Source organism: Streptomyces sp. WMMC500 (assembly GCF_027497195.1).
Taxonomy (GTDB): Bacteria; Actinomycetota; Actinomycetes; order Streptomycetales; family Streptomycetaceae; genus Streptomyces.
The window spans coordinates 5,631,281-5,651,925 of record NZ_CP114905.1 but is presented as its reverse complement, the minus strand read 5'-3'; the positions used below and the strand labels follow the sequence as shown (position 1 = coordinate 5,651,925).

11 protein-coding genes are annotated in these 20,645 nt (G+C 67.5%); 5 read left to right on the top strand and 6 right to left on the bottom strand.

Translation table 11 applies throughout. From position 1 onward, the window contains the following. Positions 1 to 167 precede the first annotated feature (167 nt). The 4 genes from O7599_RS24325 (at position 168) to O7599_RS24310 (ending at position 3,481) form a co-directional block, all read left to right on the top strand. Positions 168 to 377 carry a hypothetical protein gene (locus O7599_RS24325; RefSeq protein WP_281617736.1) on the top strand — a complete coding sequence of 70 codons (210 nt, stop codon included), beginning with the start codon at positions 168 to 170 and terminating at the stop codon, positions 375 to 377. Between the two features lie 151 nt (positions 378 to 528). Beyond that, positions 529 to 1,974 carry a replication initiator gene (locus O7599_RS24320; RefSeq protein ID WP_281617735.1) on the top strand — a complete coding sequence of 482 codons (1,446 nt, stop codon included), beginning with the start codon at positions 529 to 531 and terminating at the stop codon, positions 1,972 to 1,974. Continuing rightward, the gene (locus O7599_RS24315) at positions 1,974 to 2,198 is read left to right on the top strand and encodes a helix-turn-helix domain-containing protein (RefSeq protein ID WP_281617734.1); all 225 of its coding nucleotides are present in this window, start codon (positions 1,974 to 1,976) and stop codon (positions 2,196 to 2,198) included. The genes O7599_RS24320 and O7599_RS24315 overlap by 1 nt, the downstream gene beginning before the upstream one ends. Next, positions 2,198 to 3,481 carry a site-specific integrase gene (locus O7599_RS24310; protein ID WP_281617733.1) on the top strand — a complete coding sequence of 428 codons (1,284 nt, stop codon included), beginning with the start codon at positions 2,198 to 2,200 and terminating at the stop codon, positions 3,479 to 3,481. Before O7599_RS24315 ends, O7599_RS24310 begins: the two co-directional genes overlap by 1 nt. Positions 3,482 to 3,614: 133 nt before the next feature. Here O7599_RS24310 and O7599_RS24305 read toward each other — a convergent pair whose 3' ends face one another. The 3 genes from O7599_RS24305 to O7599_RS24295 all read right to left on the bottom strand — a co-directional run bounded on the left by O7599_RS24305 (position 3,615) and on the right by O7599_RS24295 (position 14,862). Further along, entirely contained in the window at positions 3,615 to 4,019 is a 405-nt protein-coding gene (locus O7599_RS24305; protein ID WP_281617732.1) for a hypothetical protein, read from the bottom strand. Then, the gene (locus O7599_RS24300; RefSeq protein WP_281623495.1) at positions 4,016 to 10,855 is read right to left on the bottom strand and encodes a polymorphic toxin-type HINT domain-containing protein; all 6,840 of its coding nucleotides are present in this window, start codon (positions 10,853 to 10,855) and stop codon (positions 4,016 to 4,018) included. Before O7599_RS24300 ends, O7599_RS24305 begins: the two co-directional genes overlap by 4 nt. Before the next feature lie 98 nt (positions 10,856 to 10,953). Next, positions 10,954 to 14,862, bottom strand: coding sequence for a LamG-like jellyroll fold domain-containing protein (locus tag O7599_RS24295; RefSeq protein WP_281623494.1), 3,909 nt, complete (start codon positions 14,860 to 14,862; stop codon positions 10,954 to 10,956). Between the two features lie 644 nt (positions 14,863 to 15,506). On the opposite strand from O7599_RS24295, the gene O7599_RS24290 reads away from it, so the two are divergent. Beyond that, positions 15,507 to 16,013 carry a hypothetical protein gene (locus O7599_RS24290; RefSeq protein ID WP_281623316.1) on the top strand — a complete coding sequence of 169 codons (507 nt, stop codon included), beginning with the start codon at positions 15,507 to 15,509 and terminating at the stop codon, positions 16,011 to 16,013. Here O7599_RS24290 and O7599_RS24285 read toward each other — a convergent pair. The 3 genes from O7599_RS24285 to O7599_RS24275 form a co-directional block, all read right to left on the bottom strand. After that, positions 15,955 to 16,761, bottom strand: coding sequence for an IS5 family transposase (locus O7599_RS24285; RefSeq protein ID WP_281617731.1), 807 nt, complete (start codon positions 16,759 to 16,761; stop codon positions 15,955 to 15,957). The two genes, O7599_RS24290 and O7599_RS24285, sit on opposite strands and share 59 nt — an antisense overlap. A gap of 884 nt (positions 16,762 to 17,645) precedes the next feature. After that, positions 17,646 to 18,884 (bottom strand): IS256 family transposase, encoded by a 1,239-nt coding sequence (locus O7599_RS24280; protein ID WP_281617730.1) that lies wholly within the window; start codon positions 18,882 to 18,884, stop codon positions 17,646 to 17,648. A 604-nt stretch (positions 18,885 to 19,488) separates the two neighbouring features. Next, positions 19,489 to 19,971, bottom strand: coding sequence for an SMI1/KNR4 family protein (locus tag O7599_RS24275; protein ID WP_281617729.1), 483 nt, complete (start codon positions 19,969 to 19,971; stop codon positions 19,489 to 19,491). Positions 19,972 to 20,645 lie beyond the last annotated feature (674 nt).

Below are 20,645 nucleotides of genomic sequence, written 5' to 3'. Positions count from 1 at the left end.
ACTTCCACACCGCCGCACACCAGGAGGACGCCACCACAACCACCCCAGCCCCCGCGCCCATCGCCGAGCCGGTGCCCACTACCGCGCCCGCTCCCGAGACCGCGCCCCCGGCCCCTGAACCGGTCCCCACCGCGACACCTGCGCCGACCCTGGCCGAAGCACCCGCCGTGATGGAGGCGCCCGGCTCCGCCCCGGCCGTCGCCAAGGCCCCTGCCACCGGCCCTCGCCCGGCCCTGCCCGCCGCACTGCTGAGTGCGGCCCGGCGCATCGCGGACACCCACCACGCCGAGCACGGAACACCGGTCACCGCCGCCCAGCTCGCAACCCGCATGGGCATCGCCCTGCCGGTGGCCACCACCGCCCTCGCTCAACTCTGAGCCACCCCGGCCACCGGCCGGATCACCCCTCCCTGAAACCCACGCCCACCCCATGGGCCTGGCTCGTCATGCCCCGAGCAGCACCAACACGCCCACAACCACGGCCGGTTACTGCTCGGGCCACACACCCGACAGAAGGGACACGCCCCGAATGGTCACCCTGGACCTGCGCCATGTGGCAAGCCCCGCCGTGCGGGACCTGTTCCACCTCGTCAACCACCCCGACTTCGACCGCGCCCAGCAGCAGATCGAACGCCTCGGCGGCTGCACCGAACCCGTCCGCCTGACCGGGCAGAGCACCACCGTCGACACCGCGACCGGTGAGGTCCTGCGCTCCTACACGACGACGGAGGAGCCCACGGGCAGCCTGCTCACCGCGTGCGGCAACCGCCGCGCCTCCCGCTGCCCGACCTGCTCCCGCCTCTACGCCGCTGACACCTACCACCTCATCCGCGCCGGCCTCTCCGGCGGCAAGACCGTCCCCGACACCGTCCGCACCCACCCCCGCGTCTTCGTCACCCTCACCCCGCCGTCCTTCGGCCCCGTCCACAACCGCCCCACCACGCCCGGCGGCGACATCCGTCCCTGCCGCTGCCGCAAGCTCCACGAACCCACAGACCCCGTGCTGGGCACGCCCCTTGACCCGGCCACGTACGACTACACGGGCGCGGTCCTCTTCAACGCCCACGCCGGAGCCCTGTGGGCCCGATTCACCACCTACCTGCGCCGCGAACTCGCCGCCCGGCTCGGCCTCACCCAGAGGGCTGCCCGCGCCGTGCTGCGGGTGTCCTTCGCCAAGGTCGCCGAGTACCAGCAGCGCGGCCTGGTCCACTTCCACGCCGTGATCCGACTCGACGACCCCGACGGCACCAGCCAGCCCCCACCCTCGTATGCCACTGTCGCCGTGCTCACCGATGCCGTACGCACCGCCGCCGCACGGGTTCGCGTCACGGTCGAGTCAGATGCGGTCGGGGAACGCGAACTCGCCTGGGGCGAACAGCTCGACGTACGCGAGATCGCCGCCTTCGGCGGTGACGCCGAATTCACGGATCAGGCCGTGGCCGCCTACGTGGCCAAGTACGCCACCAAGTCCGCCGACGCCTCCGGCGCCCTCGACCGCGCCCTGTTCTGCCGCCTCTGCCAGGGACGCGGCGCAACCCTCCTGCCCCACGGAACCCCGCTCCCCTGCACCGCCTGCGGCGGCACCGGACAGGCCCGCCCCCTGCCCCGCCTCGCCGTCGCCCGCCACGTGCGGCAGATGATCCGCACCTGCTGGGAACTCGGCAGGCTGCCCGAGTTCGCCCACCTCAAGCTCTGGAAGTGGGCACACATGCTCGGCTTCCGCGGCCACTTCTCCACCAAATCCCGCTCCTACTCCACCACCCTCGGCGCGCTGCGCGCCGCCCGCCGCACCTGGCGCACCGAACAGGCCCGCGCCCACGCCGGCCTGCCCGAGTCTGACCCGACGACCACGCTCGTCGTCGGTCACTGGGACTACCTCGGCTCGGGCTACAGCCCCGGCGCGGCCCTCCTCGCGGCTGACGTCTGGCATCGCAAGGAACTGGAACGGCAGTTCGCGGCCGAAGGGGGCTGCTGATGGCCTCGCCCCCGCCCGCTTGCCTCCACGTGGAGGCGGCGCCGGCGCTGGATCTGCTCACGGTGCCCCAGGTGATGGCCAGCCTCCAGCTCAGCCGCTCCGCCGTCTACGACCTGCTCCGCACCGGCCAGCTCGCCTCAATCACCCTCGGCCGCGCCCGCCGCATCCCTGTCTACGCGCTCACCGACTTCATCCGCACCCGCCTCGAACAGGAAGCTGCCTGATGACCACGCCGCGCCCCGCCGCCTCCCGCCGCAGCCGCTCCCGCGCCAACGGAGACGGCACCATCTACCAGCGCAAGGACGGCCGCTGGGAAGCCGCCGGATACGTCCTCGCCCCCGGCAACACTCGCAAGCGCGTCCGCGTCTACGGCACAAGCCGGAAGGAAGCCCTGGGCAAGCTCACCGAGAAGATCTCCGCGAGCAACCTCGGGCTGCCCGTCGCAGTGTCCGACTGCACCGTGAGCGACTACCTGACGTACTGGCTGAACAGCATCGCCGTCCACCAGGTCCGGGAGAACACCCACACCCGCTACGCCGCCTGCATCCGTCTCCACCTCATCCCCGGCCTCGGCGCGAAGAAGCTCGCCCGGCTCACCGCCCGCGACGTCCGCACCTTCCTCGACCGCCTCCGCGTCGCCTGCCAGTGCTGCGTACATGGACGGGACACCGCCCGGCACTCCTGCTGCACCATCGGCCAATGCTGCAACAAGCGGCTCTCGCCACTGACCGTGACCTACGTCCACTCGGTCCTCAAGTCCGCACTTGAGCACGCCGTCCGCGAAGACGACCTGCCCCGCAACGTCGCCCGAAACGTCAAGGCCCCCGCGCCCCGCCCCCGGCGCTTCAGGCCCTTCACCGCGAGCGAGGCCCGGCAGTTCCTCCAAGCCGCCAGCGGCGACCGGCTTCACGCGCTGTACGAACTCGCCCTGCGCGCCGGCCTCCGCAAGGGCGAACTCCTCGGTTTGCACTGGGAAGACCTCGACCTCGACGCGGGAACCGCCGCCATCCACCGCTCCCTCCAGCGCACTCACACCGGCGGCCTGACCATCCTGCACACCAAGACCCGCGCCTCTGAACGCCGTATCGCGCTGCCCACCGAATGCATCAACTCTCTCAAGATCCACCAGGAGCGGCAGCAGGAAGATCGTCAGGCTGCGGGATCACGATGGGCGGACACCGGTCTCGTTTTCACCACCCCAATCGGCAGGCCCTTCGATCCCACCAACCTCACACGCCGCTTCCGCCACCTACTCGAACGCGCCGGACTTCGAGTGATCCGCTTCCATGACCTCCGGCACTCGACCGCCACCCTCCTCCTGGAGCAGGGCATCGACCTCGTCGTGATCAAGGAGCTGCTCGGCCACGTCCACATCGGCGTGACGGCCGGCGTCTACGCCCACGTCCGACTCCGCCTCCAGCGCCAAGCCATCGACAGCCTCAACGGTGCGCTCGGTGGGATCAACGACCGCCCCGACGACCCGCCCGTCACAGCATCCGTCCGCTGACGTTGCCGTCAGCGTTGCCGTCAAGGCATCGCGAGGCCCCCTCTCCAAGAGCTACAGGAAGAGGGGGCCTCGTCATTTCACTTCGACACCGAAAAGGAATGGAGTCGACCTTCATACAAACCAGGGGATGGCGCTACTCAACTGCCGAAAACCATCCGCTGCGCGGCTCAGACAAACGTCCGAGCGATACCAGTTTTCTGCACGCGGCAACGATTTCGTCCAGGCTTTCCGAGGATTCCTCGCCGATACTTACCGAAAGCCTCCTGATCCTCCAGGCATCAAAGACTTCCGTCCCTTCCTCTAGGAAGTCCACGTCAACCTCGGCTCCACTGGCCTCAATGAAAAGGCATCCAGAACCGTGGACGTTGTATTCAACACTTTCCTGGATGCGCCCGGCCTTCTCCAGGGATCGCGACCGATACAGGTGGAGGATGCTAGCCAGCCCCTGACCACCCGGGTGACAGCGCTGAACAGCGCTGCGCACCCGGGAGAGGGCCTGCAAGTACGCCTCGACTTCCCTCAAAGGCTGGCCTGTCATCGATACCCCGGTCTCTTGTACTTGTTCACTAGGCGGTCCGGCCCTACCTCAGCCCAAGCAGTTGTGATGTCATCGGCACCCCCGGGATACCTGGCACGAATGTCAGCATCCGAAAGCACCCGATACGGCACGTCAATCCCTGCACGCTTCGCCGCAGCAACACGGTGGTGGCCGTCCAGGACGTACAGGTCATCCCCGATCTTCGCCACGGATATCGGATCACCCTGCCAGCCATTCTCCTTCATTGAAGCAGTCAGCGAATCGACGTTCCTCTTGGACGCGTTTCCTGACAGAGCCTCCGTACGCCTGAAGCTGTGCGCATCCGCACTTCCGCAAATCCCATTCGAATTGTGAACGAGGACTGGCGTCTGCCCCGCCAGCACATAGTACGTGTGTTTGTCGCTGACAGTGAGATTGTAGACGGTGGTCTGTGTGGTCCATCGTTTGATTGCGGTGATCTGGATGTGGGCGCCTGCGCTGGTCTGCAGCATCTGGCCGGTCTGCAGGTCGGTGGCGTCGATCCATTCGCCGAGTTCGGGGACCCAGAAGGGGTGGCCGTCGGTGGCGGTGACGGTAGCGGTCTTCTTCCCTTGTTTGCCGTCGAGGTCGATGGTGATCTCGACAATGTTCTTGGACCCGGTGCCGATGATCTCTGCTGTGACGGTTTCGACGCTGGTTTCCCCGGTTTCGGGGTCGGTGGCAAGTACCTTGTCGCCGACCTTCACGTCTTCGATGGGTTTCGTGGTGCCGTCGGCCATCAGAACCGGCGTGCCAGCGGTAAAGCTGTTGCTTTCACACTCAGGTGATTTGGAATCTGCTTTGGGCTTCGCCTCGTCGGCCTTCTTGGCCTTCCGGGCATCCAGAATCTTGTCGGCGATCTTCTTGCCGGCTTTCATCACGGCCCCGACGGCCTTGGTCATCGGGACTTCCAGGACAGCCGCCCCGCAGTCCAAGTTGAATCCGGGATTAATCAAGCAACCCCATCCCGGCACGATGTTCTCAAACCACCCCTCCACTGTCTCCTTCCAGGGCAGAGTGATGCGGGGTATGCAGGCCACGCCCACACACCCGCCTGCCGGGGCGGCGGTGAAGGCTGCCTGGGTTGCGGTCGTGCCGCCTCCGCCGCCTCCTCTGCTGCCGCCGCTGGAGACGCTGCGGTGGTAGTTCTTGTGCTGGACGACCCGTTCGACCGTTTCCTGGATGAGGTCGATGATGCCTTTCCAGAAGAGGCCGGTGGGGTCGGCGTGGGTGATCGGGTTGTTGTTGGCGTAGGCGTATCCGTGCCATTGCTGGGGGTCGGTGAGATCCATCAGTGGGTCGACGGAGATGAATCTGCCGGTTGTCGGGTCGTACTCGCGTGCGCCGAGGTGGGTCAGGCCGGTGGTGGTGTCGGTGGTGCCGCCGACGAAGCCCTTGCTGCCGGGCCAGTCGGCCGGTTCCTGGCCGCGGGGGCTGCCGAAGGGCAGTTCCCGGCGGCGCTGGAGGTCCGTGTTGGCCGCGTTGATGGCGAGTTGGCCGGTGGAGTGGTGGTCGGCGATGGTGAACCAGACGCTGCCGTCGTCTTCCTGGACGGCCTGGTGGCCGTCGCCGAGGTCGTAGTAGCGGGTGGCCTGGGCCTTTGTGGCGCCCTTGGGGAGGGTGACCTCGGTGTGCCCGAGGTAGAGGGTCGTCTCGGCGGGGGTGCGGCCGATGAGGCGATTGCCGTCGGCGTCGTAGAGATATGAGGTGCTCTTCGTGCCGCCGGCGCCGTCCGGTTCGGAGACCGAAGCCAGGTGGCCCTCCGCGTCCCAGGTCAGGGTCTGGGTGTTCCCGGCCAGGGTGCGGGTGGTCGTGTTGCCGGCTTCGTCGTAGGTGTAGCTGTCGGTGCTGGTGCCCGTCGGGCCGGTGCTGGTCACGTCCGTGAGGGTGTGGGGCTGCGGCTGGCCGGGGGCCGGATAGCTGTAGGTGTACTCGGTGTCCTGGGCTGCGCCGCCGGGCGCGGTGTGGTCGGTGTGGGTGGTGCGGTTGCCGGCCTTGTCGTAGGTGAAGGACTGCCAGTACGCCGCCGGGCCGCCCACTACGCCTGGGGACGGTGCCGTCTCGCAGTTCTCGTCGGCTTCGGTCCAGGCTTCGGTCAGGCGGCGCAGGTAGTCGTAGGTGAAGCACTGGTTGTCGGTGCCGGTGCGGTTGACGTCCGAGACCGAGGTGATGTTGCCGGTCTCGTCGTAGGCGTACGTGGCGTACTTCTCGACACCGGGGACGTTCTCCCGGTCCACGCGGGAGTTCTTCAGGCGCTGGGTGCCCCACTCGTAGGTGTTGGTGATCCTGGCGCGCTGGCTGCCGTCGCTGGCGGCCAGGTCGTACTGCATCGGCTGGCCGGTGTTGCGGTAGGCGATGACGGACGAGCTGCCCCAGAGGCCGTAGGCCTTGGTGGGCCGCAGGATGTCGTCGTAGGCGAAGGTGATGCCGCCGCCGGGTAGTGATCCGGCCGCGGAGTAGGTTTCCCCCCCGACGAGGCCGTTGGGCTTGTAAGCGGTGCCGGCCTGGTAGGTGCCGGCCAGCGCGCCCTCCTTGGCGGGGATGGTGACGGCGGTTCTGATCGGCCGGTAGAGCTGGTCGTAGGCGGTGACTCGGGAGGTGTAGGCGGCGCCGTCTTCGTAGCGGGTGGAGGTGGCGAGCTGTCCCTTGGCACCGGGGATGGTGTCGTAGACCCACTGGGACCGCAGGGTTCCGGTCGGTGAGTCGTTGCGCAGCTCGGTCTTGCGACCCAGGCCGTCATAGACGTGGGCGAGCTTCACCCCGCGGGCGTCGGTGGTCGTGGTGAGCTGGCCGCGGTCGTCGTACGTGGAGGTGGTGGTCCCCTTGTCGGGGTCGTTCGCCGTGGTCTGCCTGCCGAGTTGGTCGTAGCGGTAGGACCATTCGTTGCCGGCGGGGTCGGTGAACTTCGCCAGCTCGCCTCGGGGCGTGTAGTCGTAGCGCGTGGTGTCGTAGGCAGCCTCGGCCACGCGGGCGTGGTGCTGGCGCAGTTCGGTGGTCTGCCCGCGGGCATCGGTCAGCGTGGTGGTGGCCGTGCCGCCTGGCGGCGGGATCACGGTGGTGCGGTCACCGTGGTAGCTGGTGGTCGTGGTGGCGAGGACCCGGTGGGGATTGCCTTCGCCGTTGCCGGAGACCTGCTGCTCCTTGATGACCCGGCCCAGACCGTCGTAGCCGAACCAGGTCTGGGTCTCTACGCTCAGCGCGTCGACCGGCTCGAACAGGGCCGCGGCGGGGGCGCCAGTGGCGTAGTACTGAGAGAAGACCTTCTCCCTCAGACCGCGCTCGTTGTAGAGGACGTCGTTGACCAGCCGCCCGCCATCGGGCCCGGGGGTTTGGGTCTGACGCTCGCGCAGGAAGCCGTCATACAGCAAGTAGGAGGTGAGCTGCCCGCCGCCGCCCTCGGTGAGCGTCTTGGTGGATACGGCGACCGGCTTGCCCTCGGTGACCTGGTAGTCGAACTCGTGTGTGGGCAACTGGCCGGTCTTGCGGTCGGGCAGCCAGACTTTGGTGGAACGGCCGAGTGCGTCGTAGGCGAACTCGGTGGCCTTCCCGTTCGTGTCGGTTTCCCTGGTCGGCAGGCCGCGCAGCGTGCCCACATCCGTCGTCGTGGTCTGCGCCGTGGTGGCGTCCCCCGCCTTGGCCGGTGGAGTGGTCGTGACGACCTGGGTGACCAGGCCGGCGGCAGGTTTGTACTGGGTCTTGTCGGTGCGGCCGTCGTCCCGCTGCGTCCGTGAGACGAACGTGCCAACCGCGTCGAACACCAGGTTCGCGGTCAGGTCGGTGGCGCTGGTCTCACGGCCGTAGGCGTCGTAGGTTGCGCCGGATTCCAGGTACACCGCCTCGGAGGCGGTGCGGGATTTCAGTACGGCGGTGGCGGTGGCGTCACCCTTCGTCGGCTTGCCGGGGGCGGCGGTGATGGCGTCGCCGTCGTAGGCGGTGCGGGTATCGGAGATCACATCCTTGGTGCGGTCAACCGTCCCGTCGCAGCCCTTGGCGACCGTCTCGACCCGGGCAGGCAAGGTGAGGATGTTGTCGTCCGCGTTGGTCGCGTACGTGGTGCGGGTGCAGCGGTTGTCGACCGCGGTGGAGGTGTCACCGAAGTCGTCCACGTGGGTGACGCGCCCGGCGACGGTGTCGTAGGTGTTGCTGACCTGGGTAGTGCGCCAGTCGCTCCCGGCGCCGTTGTCCAGGGAGGTGAAGGTCTTGCGCTGCGCGGCGCCGGTGAAGTTGGCGGTGACCGTGCCCCAGTTGCGTTCCTTCTTCGCCGTCTGGTGGTGCCAGGGCCGGCTGACGGCCTTGTTCAGCACCTTGCCGCCGGGGCCGGAGAACTCGACCGTCTTGTACGCGAAGCCGGCGGCCGACTCATGGTCGGTGAGCGGGTCGCCCTCGCCGCTTCCGAGGCTGACGGACACGTTCTTGGTGCCGCCGGTGGGGCTCTCGCGGTCGCCGTGCATTCCGCGCAGGAAGTAGGTGTCGGACTGGGACTCCATCGCCTCGTCGCCGAGCAGCCCGCCGGTCTTGACGCGCACCTGGCCGTAGCCGCGCCACTGGGACCAGGTCTTGAACTTCTCCTTCGTCAGACCGTCGTCATCGTCGTAGTGCCAGGCCGCCCCGCCCAGATATTCGTAGCGGGTCATCGAACCGGAGGCGCCGCCGGTGCGGTCGGTACCGGTCACGGAGACGGTGACGTATTTGTTGAACCACTGCCGCTCCGGATCGGCGGTGGCGCTGCCGCCGATGTATTGCGGGAAGCAGCGGGTGGTGTTCGTCTGCGGGGTGGGCAGCGCGTCCCAGTCGCAGGCTGGTTGAGAGTAGTTGGCGGTGATTTGGCCGCCGTACTCGTCGGCGACGCTGGACAGCCGGGCCTTGATGAAGGGCGCGTAGCCGTCTCCGGTTTTGTCCAGGCGGTTGGCCAGTTGGGTGTAGGCGAAGGTGGTCTTCGGCAGGGTGATCGCCGGAGTGGCCGTGTGCCCGGTGCGCTGGATCGAGTCGAGCAGGAGCTGGTAGTCGATGTCGGCCTGGCCCCAGCGGTGTGCCAGCTTCCAGGAGTCGACCGGGCCGTAGGTCCCGTCGCTCTTGAGGACCTGGGTGACTACTTCGGTCAGGCGCTTGCGGGTCCAGAAGCTGGGCGAGTACCGGCCCTGGTCGCAGGTGGCCGTTTCGCCGCAGTTCAGGTCCCAGGGCGTGTCGTACCAGTAGGCGGAGTCGCTGCCGATCGAGTCACAGGTCGTCTGCGCGTTGGGCAGGCAGCGCTCACCGCTGCTGAAGTCGACCTTGGCCAGGGGCTTCGTGTCGTACACCGAGGAGTGCTTCAGCCCGTACTCGATACGGTCCAGGCTGCCGCCGCGGGTGTAGCGGGTGTTGTTGTCCGCCTTCAGGTTGCGGCCGTAGGAGTTCTCCTCCTGGTGGTAGTAGTAGGAGATGGCGTTGCCGTGCGGGTCGACGACGTAGTCGAGGTTCCAGCGCCAGGCCTGCTGGCACCAGGACGAACCGAAGCCGGCGGCGTCGTGGCACGGCTCGCCGGAGTCGTCGCCGAACACCGGGACCTTCCAGGCCGAACCGGTGGTCTCCTTGCCGCTGGCCCAGCCGGGCAGCCGGTTGTAGCCGAAGTAGTAGCGGATGCCGTTGGGGTCGGTCAGCCGCCAGTATTCGCCGTCGTTGTCGCCGTTGCCGCGGTCGGCGGACTCCAGACGCTTGATGCGCGTGCCGTCATCCTTCTTCAGCTTCCACTCGTCGGCGCCGGCCGGGACGAGTTCGCCGGCTTGGCCGTTGAAGGAGATGAACGCGTTGTCGTAGCCCCAGCACAGGTCGGCCGGCTTGTTGCCGTCAGGGTGTTCGACCCCGTCGTCCGCGCACGGCTTGTAGCGGCGCTCGATGAACCCGGGCCACATCTCGAATCCGTCGCCCACCCACGAGGACTGGTTGTTCGTACCGCCGGTGCGGCCGTCGACGCCACCGGAGGAGTACGACAGGCCGACCTTCGGAGTCAGCTCACCGGGCACCTCAGGGACGGGAAGGTCGTAGCTCCACGTGAAGTCGCCCGTATTCAGGTTGGTGTTCCAGGTCGCGGAGGGAGACAACTGGGTGGCCTTGAAGTCACCCTGATCGCCCTCCGCCGCGGTGGTGACAGCCAGGACTGTCGGCTCGCCAGCGCGCAGAGCGACCGCGTCGCCGGTCAGAGTCTGGTTCTCGGTGTCGTTGGTCGTCGTGATGGGCCTGGCCGTGTGGCAGGCCGTTTTCGCGGGGGTGGTCAGTGCGCAGGCGGGCAACTGGACCAGCGTGAGCCGGGAGGCATAGCTGCCGCCATACGCCTCCGCGAAACTGCTGTAGTCCACTTCGACGCCGGCACGACCCTGCGTACCGTCCTTGCCGGTGACGCTGAACACGGGCCCGTTGGCACCGGTCTTCTCCGCAGTCGTGCGGTCCAAGGCCCTGATCTCGGCTCGGCCGGTCGCGAACCGCTCGGCTTGCTTCCCGCCGACCTTCGCGGCAATCAGCCGGACGGGTGGCCCGCCGGCCGAATCCGCCTTACGCGCGCCCGCGGCTTGAATCTCGACGGTCGTGCTACCCGGTTTGGGCCATGTCGCCTCGGGGGCTCGTACCGGCGTGCGGGGACCGTCGCTCTGGGGGCGGGGCTTGACTTTGCCCACCGTGCCGGGGACTGTCTCGCCGGGCGAGGGCGCTTGGGGCAATCCCCCGCTGTCGGCGGTGGCCGCCGGTAGAGCTGCAGCCTGCAGCAACGTAGCGCTCATCACCGCGGCCGCGCCGAGAGCCACCTTTCGGCGCAGCCCGGCCCTGATACGCACACGCGCTCTGATCATGCTCATGCTTGCCCCTCCCGGGCGCGGCGCCCGCCGACCAACAGCAGCGGGCATCAGAAGAGAAGATCGAAGACTGGCTGGCGGAATTCGGCGGTGCGTCAGCCGCCCGGCGGCACCTGGGTGGGCACGTCGAACCACTGCGAGGCGAGCCAGGCGACCTGGTCTTCGCTCAGCGGGCCCTGGAAGGCCCAGACGTCGTCGATCGTCCCGGGGAAGTACTCATCGAAGCCGCCGGCTGTCTTCGCGCGGCCGATCTGCAGTTCACCGGTTGCCTTGAACGACTGCGCGTGCTCCGCCCACGGCACCAGGTCCTTGCACCCGGCCTGGTCAGGCTCGCCGTCGCCGTCGCTGTCGGAGCAGGCGGTCTCCTCCAGTACGCCGTTGACGTACAGCTTCAGCTCCCGGGCGAAGCCGTCGTACACCAGCGCCAGGTGATTCCACTCGCGTACGTCGGAGAAGTTCGCGTTGTCCGCGCGCACCACCGGCGCATCCGCGGCATCGGATGACGGCAGCACGACCTGCCATCTTCCCGGCGCGTTCGGATCCCCCGCGTCCGGCAGGTACCGGACGGAGAAGGCGTTGGTGGCGCCGCCTTCGGCGCTGGCTACGGTCACTGCGCCGCCGGGCATGGCCGCGGCCTGGGCCCAGCCGGTGAGGGTGAAACTGCCTGATGTGTCCACCGGCATGCTCGCGGCAGCGTGGTCGTCGACGCCGTCGAGTTGCAGACCGGAGAAGTCGATCCAGCCTGGACCCAGTTTTGCTCCGCCCTCAAGGGTCATGGGCCTGCCCTCCCCGCTGGCGTCCGGGGTGGTGGCCGGGACGCCGCCCGACATCTCCTCGAAGAGCCACCGGCCTTTGACGAAGGCACGCTGCTTGTAGAGCTGCTGGACCTCGGCCGGGGAGATGGGGCGGTCGAAGAGGCGGACGTCGTCGATGGTGCCGGGGAAGTGGCTCTTGAGGTTGTTGTTGACGGAGACGGCACCGACGTACATGGAGCCGGCGGCGTAGAAGGCGTCCACCAGGGTGGTGGAGCCGGCCTTCTTGCCGTTGATGTAGAGGGTGAGGGTGTTGGCGGTGGTGTCGTGCACGCCCACCAGGTGTGCCCAGGTGCCCGCGTAGGCGTCTCCTGGCTGGTCGGCCATGGCACGGATGATGGGTGCGCCGGGGGTGTCGGAGGCGTACTGGTTGAAGACCCAGCGGTCGTAGGCGGCTGAGTAGTAGAGCTCGAAGCCCAGGGCGAACTCGCCTGCCTGCGCGACGACGGTCGCCTGGCGGTCTGGTTTGGCGTCGAGTTTCGCCCAGGCGGAGACGGCGAAGGAGCGTTCGCTGTTGATGTGCGGTCCGGAGGTCTGGCCGATGCGGGCGTAGCCGTCGGTGCCGTTGAACTTCGTGGCCTTGCCGGCCACGCCGGGCACGCCGGTGGTCACGCCGCCGTGGTAGTGGGCGGGGAGGACGCCGCCGCGGCCGGAGACCTCGGTGGCGCCAGCCGGTTCGTCGAGTTCGAAGACGGCGATGGCGGGGCGGCCGGGGTCGCCGATGGTCTGCTTGGCGTAGAGCTTGTCGACCTCGTCCTGGGCGATGCGTTTGTCGAAGATCTGGACCTTGTCGAGGGTGCCGGGGAAGAAGTCCTTCGCCACACCGCTGCCCGAGCCGGCGCCGAGTTGCAGGCCGCGGCGCGCGTTCCAGGTGCTGACGAAGGCGGTCTCGCCGACGAGGGTGCCGTTGACGAACAGCCGCAGCTTGTCCTCGACGGAGTCGTACGAGCCGACCAGATGGGTCCAGGTGCCGGTCTGCACGCCGCCGGGGTTGGGTGCCATGGCCCGGTGGACGGTGGCGTCGGGGGTATCGGCGGAGAAACCGTTGAAGATCCAGCGGTCATGGGCGGCCGCGTAGTGGAGGGCGAAACCCATCCGCTCGTTACCCGGCTGCGAAGCGACCACCGCCGCCCCGGTCACCGGTTTGGCATCCAGCTTCACCCACGCCGAGACCGTGAAACCGCCGGTGTTGTTGACCGGCGACAGATCAGTGGCCGCATAGGCATCGGTGCCGTTCAGCCCGAGCGCCGTGCCATCAGCCCCGGCGGCGCCGGTGGCCGCCCCGCCCTTGAGGGCCAGCGTCCGTGCAGGCGTGGAGCCCTCCGCCTGCGTCGCACCGGCCGGCTCGTCGAACTGCCACGTCGCACGATCCGGCTGACCCGCCTTCACCCGGAACTGGTAGGTGCGGATCGTGCTGTTGTTACCGGCGGTATCCAAGGACTGGACCGTGATGAAGTTCAGCCCGGACCGGGTCGGGAGGATCTTCACGTCCCTGGCGGCGCCGCCAGAAGTGGAGATCTGATTGCCGGGGACGGGGTCACCGTTGACGCCGTACCAGTAGCGGTTCGCATCTGACGAGGGTGAGTCGAGAGTGAACGTCCCGTACTGGCCGACTCCGTCGAGCCATGGATCATTCGGGTCCGCCGGATCGGATTCCGGATACTCACCTGACACGACGGTGGGCGCAGCGGGCTCGTTCGTGTCCCAGACGAAGTAGCAGGCGGTCTTCGTATCACCCGAGTACGACCACGGCGACCACTGCGCCCCGTCATAGGCGCGGGCATACCAGTTCACGTTCTCGTTCTTCGGGATGGAGTTGGAGCCCGAATTCGGCAGTGAGACCGTGAAGCTGGATCCGGACGGCTCGAACGGAGTCCGAGACGGACTCCACCTATGAGTTGCACCGCTCGCGTCGGTCCACTTGGCCTGGAACTGCACCGCGACGTGGTCACCGTCCGGGTCCCGGATCTCGTTGGCGGAGATCTTGCCCAACGAGCGGATGCGGGCCTTCTCACCGGGCCGCTTACACACTCCGCCGTACTCCATGGTGAGTTGCGCCATCTTGATCTGCGGCGGCGGACGGTTGTACTTCACCCGCAGGAACGCCTTGTCCGAGAACCGCTTCCACGCGTACTTGTCATCCTCGCTGGCCGCACGCAGCCCGAACGTCATCGTCGACCACTTGTTGTTCGCCGCCTGCTGCACCGCGGACTTGATACCGAACTCCGCGTCCTTCCCGGCACAGCCGTCATGGCCGTACGCGAACGATCGCGTGTCCAGCTTGTCCAGCCAGAACCCGGAACCCGCATCCTGGCTGTTCCACGTGGTGGACGAGCTGATGTCCTTCGTCCGCCACAGCTCCACGCTCCGCTCGGAACAGGAGGCGGACCAGATGTTGCGTACGACGAACTCCGCCGACAGGATCGACTTGCCCGCGAAGCGGGACGTCGGGATGCGGTAGAAGACACGCTTTGTGTCGTGCGGCGCGCAGTAGTCCCAGCCGCAGTAACCCATCCCGGCGTTGTCCTCACCGTTGAACTTCCACTGCGGCGACGACGCCCAGTACTTCGACGCGAACGTCCACGCCGACGCCCGCGGCGAGTACCACTGCGGATCGATGAACACCGGATACACCGTGTCCGCGCCCTTCAATACCCGAGGGTCCGGCGTGAGCACCAACTGGTCAGGCGCCTGCGCGACCTCGACATCGACCGGCGCCAGCTTGCCCGACTCCCCCGCCGCCGGCTCATCCGCAGGATCGCTGCCGGCCGCACCGCGGGCGCCGGGGGTGGTCCCGCCGCTGGAGTCCCACATCACCGGCTGCGGCGCCTCGAACACCGCACCCCCGGCCCCGGCATCGACCGCTTCAAGGCCGCCGGCCGCGGTCTCGCGCACCGACATCCCCGTCGAGTCCAGATGCAGCCGAAGCTCCGCCAACTCCGGATTCTGCGCCGCCTCGGCGGACTTGACCACCAGCAGTTGGGTGAAGCCGTCAGCCTGCACCCCCATGCGCAGGTCGACCCCCGGCAGCACCTCGGGGTAGACGGCCGCATCCCCCTCCAGCCGCGGCTGCGGCAGCGCGCCCGGCCACGAGAGTGACAACTCCCGCCCGGCCCTGGACATCCGCACTAGCGGCGCCGTTCCGCCGCCGGAGAACTCCATCCCCACGGTGGTCGCTCCCGGCGCCACCATGCCGCCGTCGGCCGGGGCCAGTCGGGTGTCGATGGCCTTCCACTCACCGCCCACGCGGGTCCGTACGGGCCGGAGGTACTCGCGCGCCTCCAGGTTGCCGTCAGGGGTGGCGAACACGTCGCTGGTTTCTCCGCGCAGCGAGGCGATCTCTACCGGCTCACCGGTACGTTCCGCCAGTGCGGCCGCCTGTTCCTCGGTGTCCGCAGCCTCGGTGTCCGCGGCCGCCGCACCAGCCTTGGCATCCGACGCCGCCGAGAGCGCGCGCGTGTTGCCCGGAGCGGCACTCGCATCCACGACGGGCGCCATGCCCAGAAGCAGCGCAGCGCCCAACCCCGCCATCAACCAAGCCCGATATCGCCGCCATTGCTCACGCATCACCACAGAGCCCCACCCCTGAGACAACGGAACGTAACGTCGCGTTAACCTAACGGGATGAGTGCGACTGGACTAGACCTTCTTAAGGGGCAAAACCGGTAATCCACCCGTGCCACTCGTGACTTGCATCACACCAATTGCCCCTTCAGAGGTCGTTCTCTTTCCGAACCTCGTGTGAGGTCTTTGCTGGTCAGGCATGAAGTAGCTGCTGCTGCGGGAGTCTCGGCTCGTTGCCGGGTGAGATGTCGTGGAGGTGGCGGATGCCGTCGATGCGGGCGGTTTTGGAAACGCGGCGGAAGGCCGCGGCCGCGGAGGTGAAGCAGCTCGAAGCCGAGTTGGAACGGGTGCGGGCGGCTCTGGCGGAGGCGGAAGAGGTGCACTGGTGCCGGGTGATCGGCCTGGAGCAGTATCTGGAGGCGCTGGCTGAGGAGGACGTGCCTGCCGACGTGGTCGGTGAGGGGTCGCGGAGGAAGCCGGTCGGTCCACGCCGGGCGGTGCCTCACCGGCGACAGGCGAGTGAAGTGGAGGAGTTGTCGCCGGACTATCAGGCGTTGATGGCTGCTGCGGCCGATGCGGGAGACGACGGGCTCGGTGCCCGGCGGGCGGCGGTGGTGCTGGGCTGGGACAGCGCGTCGGCCTCCCGTGTCGAGGGAGCCAGAGCACGGCTGAAGCGGCTGGTGGAACGAGGCTGGCTGGTCGAGAAGAAGGCGGGCAGATTCACGCTGCCCGCATCGGAGCAGGACCCTGGTGCCGGGCGGCCAGGCGGCGGCTCGTGAGCATGGACATCGACCACAGAATGACGGCTTCGCTGGTGTCGGTGCGCCGCTCGTAGTCACGGACCAGACGCCGGCTGCGCAGGCACCAGGCGAACGACCGTTCCACGACCCAGCGGCGGGGCAGGGCCTCAAAGCCGCGGGCGGTGTCGCTGCGGCGGACGATGTCGAGTGCGATGCCGAGCTGTGTTGCACTCCAGTCGACGAGGTGGCCGGTGTAGCCGCCGTCGGCCCAGACCCGTGCCAGCCGCCCGAAGCGGTCCTGGGCCGCCGGCAGCAGAACGCGGGCGGCGTCCCGGTCGGTGGTCGACGCAGGCGTGACCAGCACCGCCAGCAGTAGCCCGAGCGTGTCGGTGAGCAGGTGCCGCTTGCGCCCGTTGACCTTCTTCCCGGCGTCGAAGCCGCGAGAGGTGAGAGCGACGGTGGCGTCCGCCTTCACCGACTGCGAGTCGATGACCCCCGCACTGGGCTCACGTTCACGTCCCTCGGCCTCGCGGGCAGCCTCACGCAGCCGGTCGTGCAACTCGGCCACGAGTCCCCCATCCCGCCAGCGGGCGAAGAAGGCGTAGACCCGAGGCCAGGGCGGGAAGTCCGACGGCATCGCCCGCCACTTGATGCCGTTGTCGACGAGGTAGCGGATCGCGTCGAGCATCTGTCGGTGACAGTAGCCCTCCGGCCGCCCGCCCCGGCCCGCCAGCCACCCGGGAACCGGCAGCAGATCCCGCACCAGAGCCCACTCGGCATCGCTCATGTCCGAGCCGTACCGCGGCCGGCGACCCGGCCGGTCGGCCGCATTCCCGAACCTGTGGGCGAGACAGTCACACCCAGGAGTGGACCAACTGGACCCGACAACCGTGACCACGCGACACTTCGACAACAGGGCCTCTTGCTCCTCGCTGGACTCGACATCCGCGAGCTACCAAGAGGCCCTTCTTCCATGCACCCCCACCGGCAAACTCACCCGCACCAGGCCCCTGTTCGAACATCACCGACCACCCGAGCGGATAGAGAACAGCCAGTCAGGAATAGGTACTTCGTCAAAGCACAGTGGATATGAACCAAATAGCACTCAAGTCGGCATACTTCGGAAGAGATCCGGGCACACGCGTGCGATTCCCTCGGCCGCCTCCTCGCTCAGGGGCTCCGTCAGCCACTCAGGCACCTCCGGATCGCGGCGGGCATCGCTGTCACTGGGTTGGGAGCAGAAGGTCATGTCGCGATCGCGTGTGACGTGGGTTCAGGCGCAGCGTCCATCGCGGAGGACACGAACCGGCGACCGGCTGTCTATCGGTTGACCCGGATCGTGCTGGCGATCACTGACGGCCCCCGCACTCCGATGTCCCCGCCTGCTCCCATGTTCTGGGTCCCTTACCGAGGATTCGAGGGGGAACGGGATGACCGAGCGGCCCCGCCCGCGGCCCACGGGGGCGGCGACGGTGCCGTTCACACACGCAGGGCCCCCGGGGGTGCGTTCTACCGATAACTCGGCCGACCCTGGCGTACATGCCGTCCGCCGCACCCCGTGCGCTGGCTCGCCACAACGTGCGGAGAACGAATGATGACGACAGATGACGAGCCGGGTCACGTCCGTTGTGGTGGTGTATTGGTGGCCACTGGCGTGATCTTTGGTTGAGGTTAGGCGGTGAGTTCGGTGTGGGTGATGGGGTCGTGGGTGTCTGACTCGATTGGGTGGATGCGGGCTTTGGTGAGTAGTTCGGTGCCCATGTAGCGGCGGGCTTCGGCCCATTCGTCGTTCTGTTCGGCCAGGACGGCGCCGATGAGGCGGATGGCGGCGGTGCGGTCGGGGAAGATGCCGACGACGTCGGTGCGGCGGCGGATCTCCTTGTTGAGGCGTTCCTGTGGGTTGTTGGACCAGATCTGGGGCCAGAGCTGGCGGGGGTAGGCGGTGAAGGACAGCAGTTCGTGCTGGGCGGTGTCGAGATGCTGGGCGGCCTTGGGGAACTTCGTCTCCAGGGCGTCGAGGACGTGTCGTAGTTGGGCGTGGACGGCGTCGGCGTCGGGCTGTTCGAAGATTGTGCGCAGCATGGTCGCCACCCATGGCTGGGCGGTTCTGGGTGCCTGGGCCAGCAGGGCGCGGGCGTAGTGGGTGCGGCAGCGTTGCCATGAGGCGCCGGGCAGGGTGGCGCCGATGGCGTCGACCAGGCCCGGGTGGGCGTCGGAGACGACGTGCTGGACGCCGGATAAGCCGCGGGCGGTCAGGGAGCGCAGGAAGGCCAGCCAGCCGGCGCCGTCTTCCGTGGTGGCGATGTCCAGGCCGAGGATCTCGCGGTGGCCATCGGCGTTGACACCGACTGCGATCAGCGCGTGGACGTTGGCGATGCGGCCGCCTTCACGGACTTTCTGGGTCAGTGCATCGGCCCAGACGAAGGTGTAGGGGCCTTGGTCCAGTGGCCGGTTACGGAACATGGTGACCTGCTCGTCGAGGTGCTTGGCCATCGCCGAGACCTGCGACTTCGACAGTTGCGTCACGCCCATGGTCTCGGCGAGTTTCTCCACCCGGCGGGTGGAGACGCCCAGCAGGTAGGCGGTGGCCACCACGCTGATCAGGGCCTGCTCGGCCCGTCGGCGGCGCTCCAGCAGCCAGTGCGGGAAGTAGCTACCGTGCCGCAGCTTCGGGACAGCGAGTTCGACGGTGCCTGCGCGGGTGTCCCACTCGCGTGGGCGGTAGCCGTTGCGCTGGTTGACCCGCTCGTCGCTGACCTGCCCATACGGGGCGCCGCAAGCCGCATCGGCTTCCGCGGACATCAGTGCGTCGGCGAACGTCTTGACCATCGCGCGCAGCAGATCCGGACTCGCCGCGGCGAGATGGTCTTCGGTCAGGGCGTGCAGGGGCACACTGTCAGGTGCGGTCATCGTGCTGATCTCCTTCGAGGCTTTGACACTTCGAAGATCAGCCGGTGGCCGTTCATCTATGCGGGACTCATCCTGACACCGGAGCAAACCCCCGGATCAGGTCGAACCCGTACACCACTTCCCAGGACGCAACCACGAGCCGTCAGGCCATGCAGCCAGAATCCAGCCACGATACACGGCCCGAAACCGGGCCGCTCCCGCCTGACCTGGCAGTTTGCCAATTCTCCGCAACCACGGTATTGCGTGGCCTATGCATTGAAGCGGAACACGGGTTACACAGTTTCGACCTGCGGAAACGCCGGAAGTCCGAGCGGGATCCAGCCAGTATCCAGCCACCGGAAACGGCGGGTTCATCCCCCTGTTCACGCTGGATCCAAGGACCGGGCGAAGACCGCCCTGCGCGCCCGCACTCGGCTGCGGGGATCAGCGGAAGTGGCCCTGGCAGATGTGTTCCGACCAGGGACTTCACATCTGCCCAGAGCCGGGGCCCGTCAAGCCCGGACATCCGCCGATCAGCACGCTGACAGAGATCATATCCCCCTGAGAAGACCTACTGAACCTATGAGTCGATCAACCTGCAAACTCCGTGCAGCGGATAAAATCCCTATTCAATCGACTCGCAGGAAACCAGCCCTCTAATGAATTCATCGAAGGTGTTGGCCACTCGGCGGGGAACGCGGTCTTCGTCAACATACGCGACAGCAGGTTCCCCCTTAGGGCCGCATTCAGAGTAGTCCAGCATGACCGTATCATGTCCAGCGGAAGGGGTATCGCAAATCACCACACCGATCTCCGGATACCCCCACTCCGAGATTAGATATGGGCTGCCCTTGCCCGACGACAAGGCAATCCCCCACGATCCTCCAATCCCTCGAATCCCACTGATCTCAAAATGATTTTCGGCCCAAGATGTCGAAAAGATCGTGGGAAAGCAGCGACGCCTCGGAGTTCCCCCGTTCCGAAGGAGAAGAACATCGACGTAACTGCGCGGTAGCCGCACCCCCAGGACTTCCTCCGCTCGACGAATCATGTCGCCATCGACAGGAGGGCCGGTGTAGTAATCGCTGTCTTCGAACAGCTCCGTCATCAGAACCCTCCCGTGTGCCCTGTCTGCGCATGGACTTTCCTGTCGATCAACTGCATGAGCCCGCTGTCCTGATGATGATGCCATGTGTATCCAGCTGGCGTAGCGCGCAACCCCGCAGCTTGATTGGCCAGCCTGTTGTGCGTGATCGTTCGGCAGGACTGGCACGCTCCCCGCCCTGCCCGTATCGGCATGCGACGAGGATCACCTCCGCAGAGCGGAGGCCCGCCTCGTCCGGCTCGACAAGGAGCCCGGCGTCGCCAGACTCGTCATCATCGCCAGCGCTACGTCCCACATCGAACACGCTATCTGTCACAGTACCTATGGCAGCCGTACGCAAACCAAGCTCTCCTTCACTCGCGCGCCGGGCGCGATCCGACCGGCTCTCCGCGAGAACCGTTGGCCATGCCGGCGGGCGGCACTGCTGCAGACCAATCGCCCGGCACCGGTGCCCTTCTGCCACATCCGCCAGAGCCGCCCGCACCCACTCCGACGCCGCTTCGAGCTGCTTCACTGCATGGCTGGTGGCCTCTGCCGGGCTTCCAGAACCGCCCGCATCAACAACATCCACCACATCTGCAGAGATACGCCGACAACAGCCCAGAGTTCCGTGACAGTAATACTTTTCACCTTGCCAGCGAAGACGCCGCATGGGACCTGGAAAAGGACGACCGACC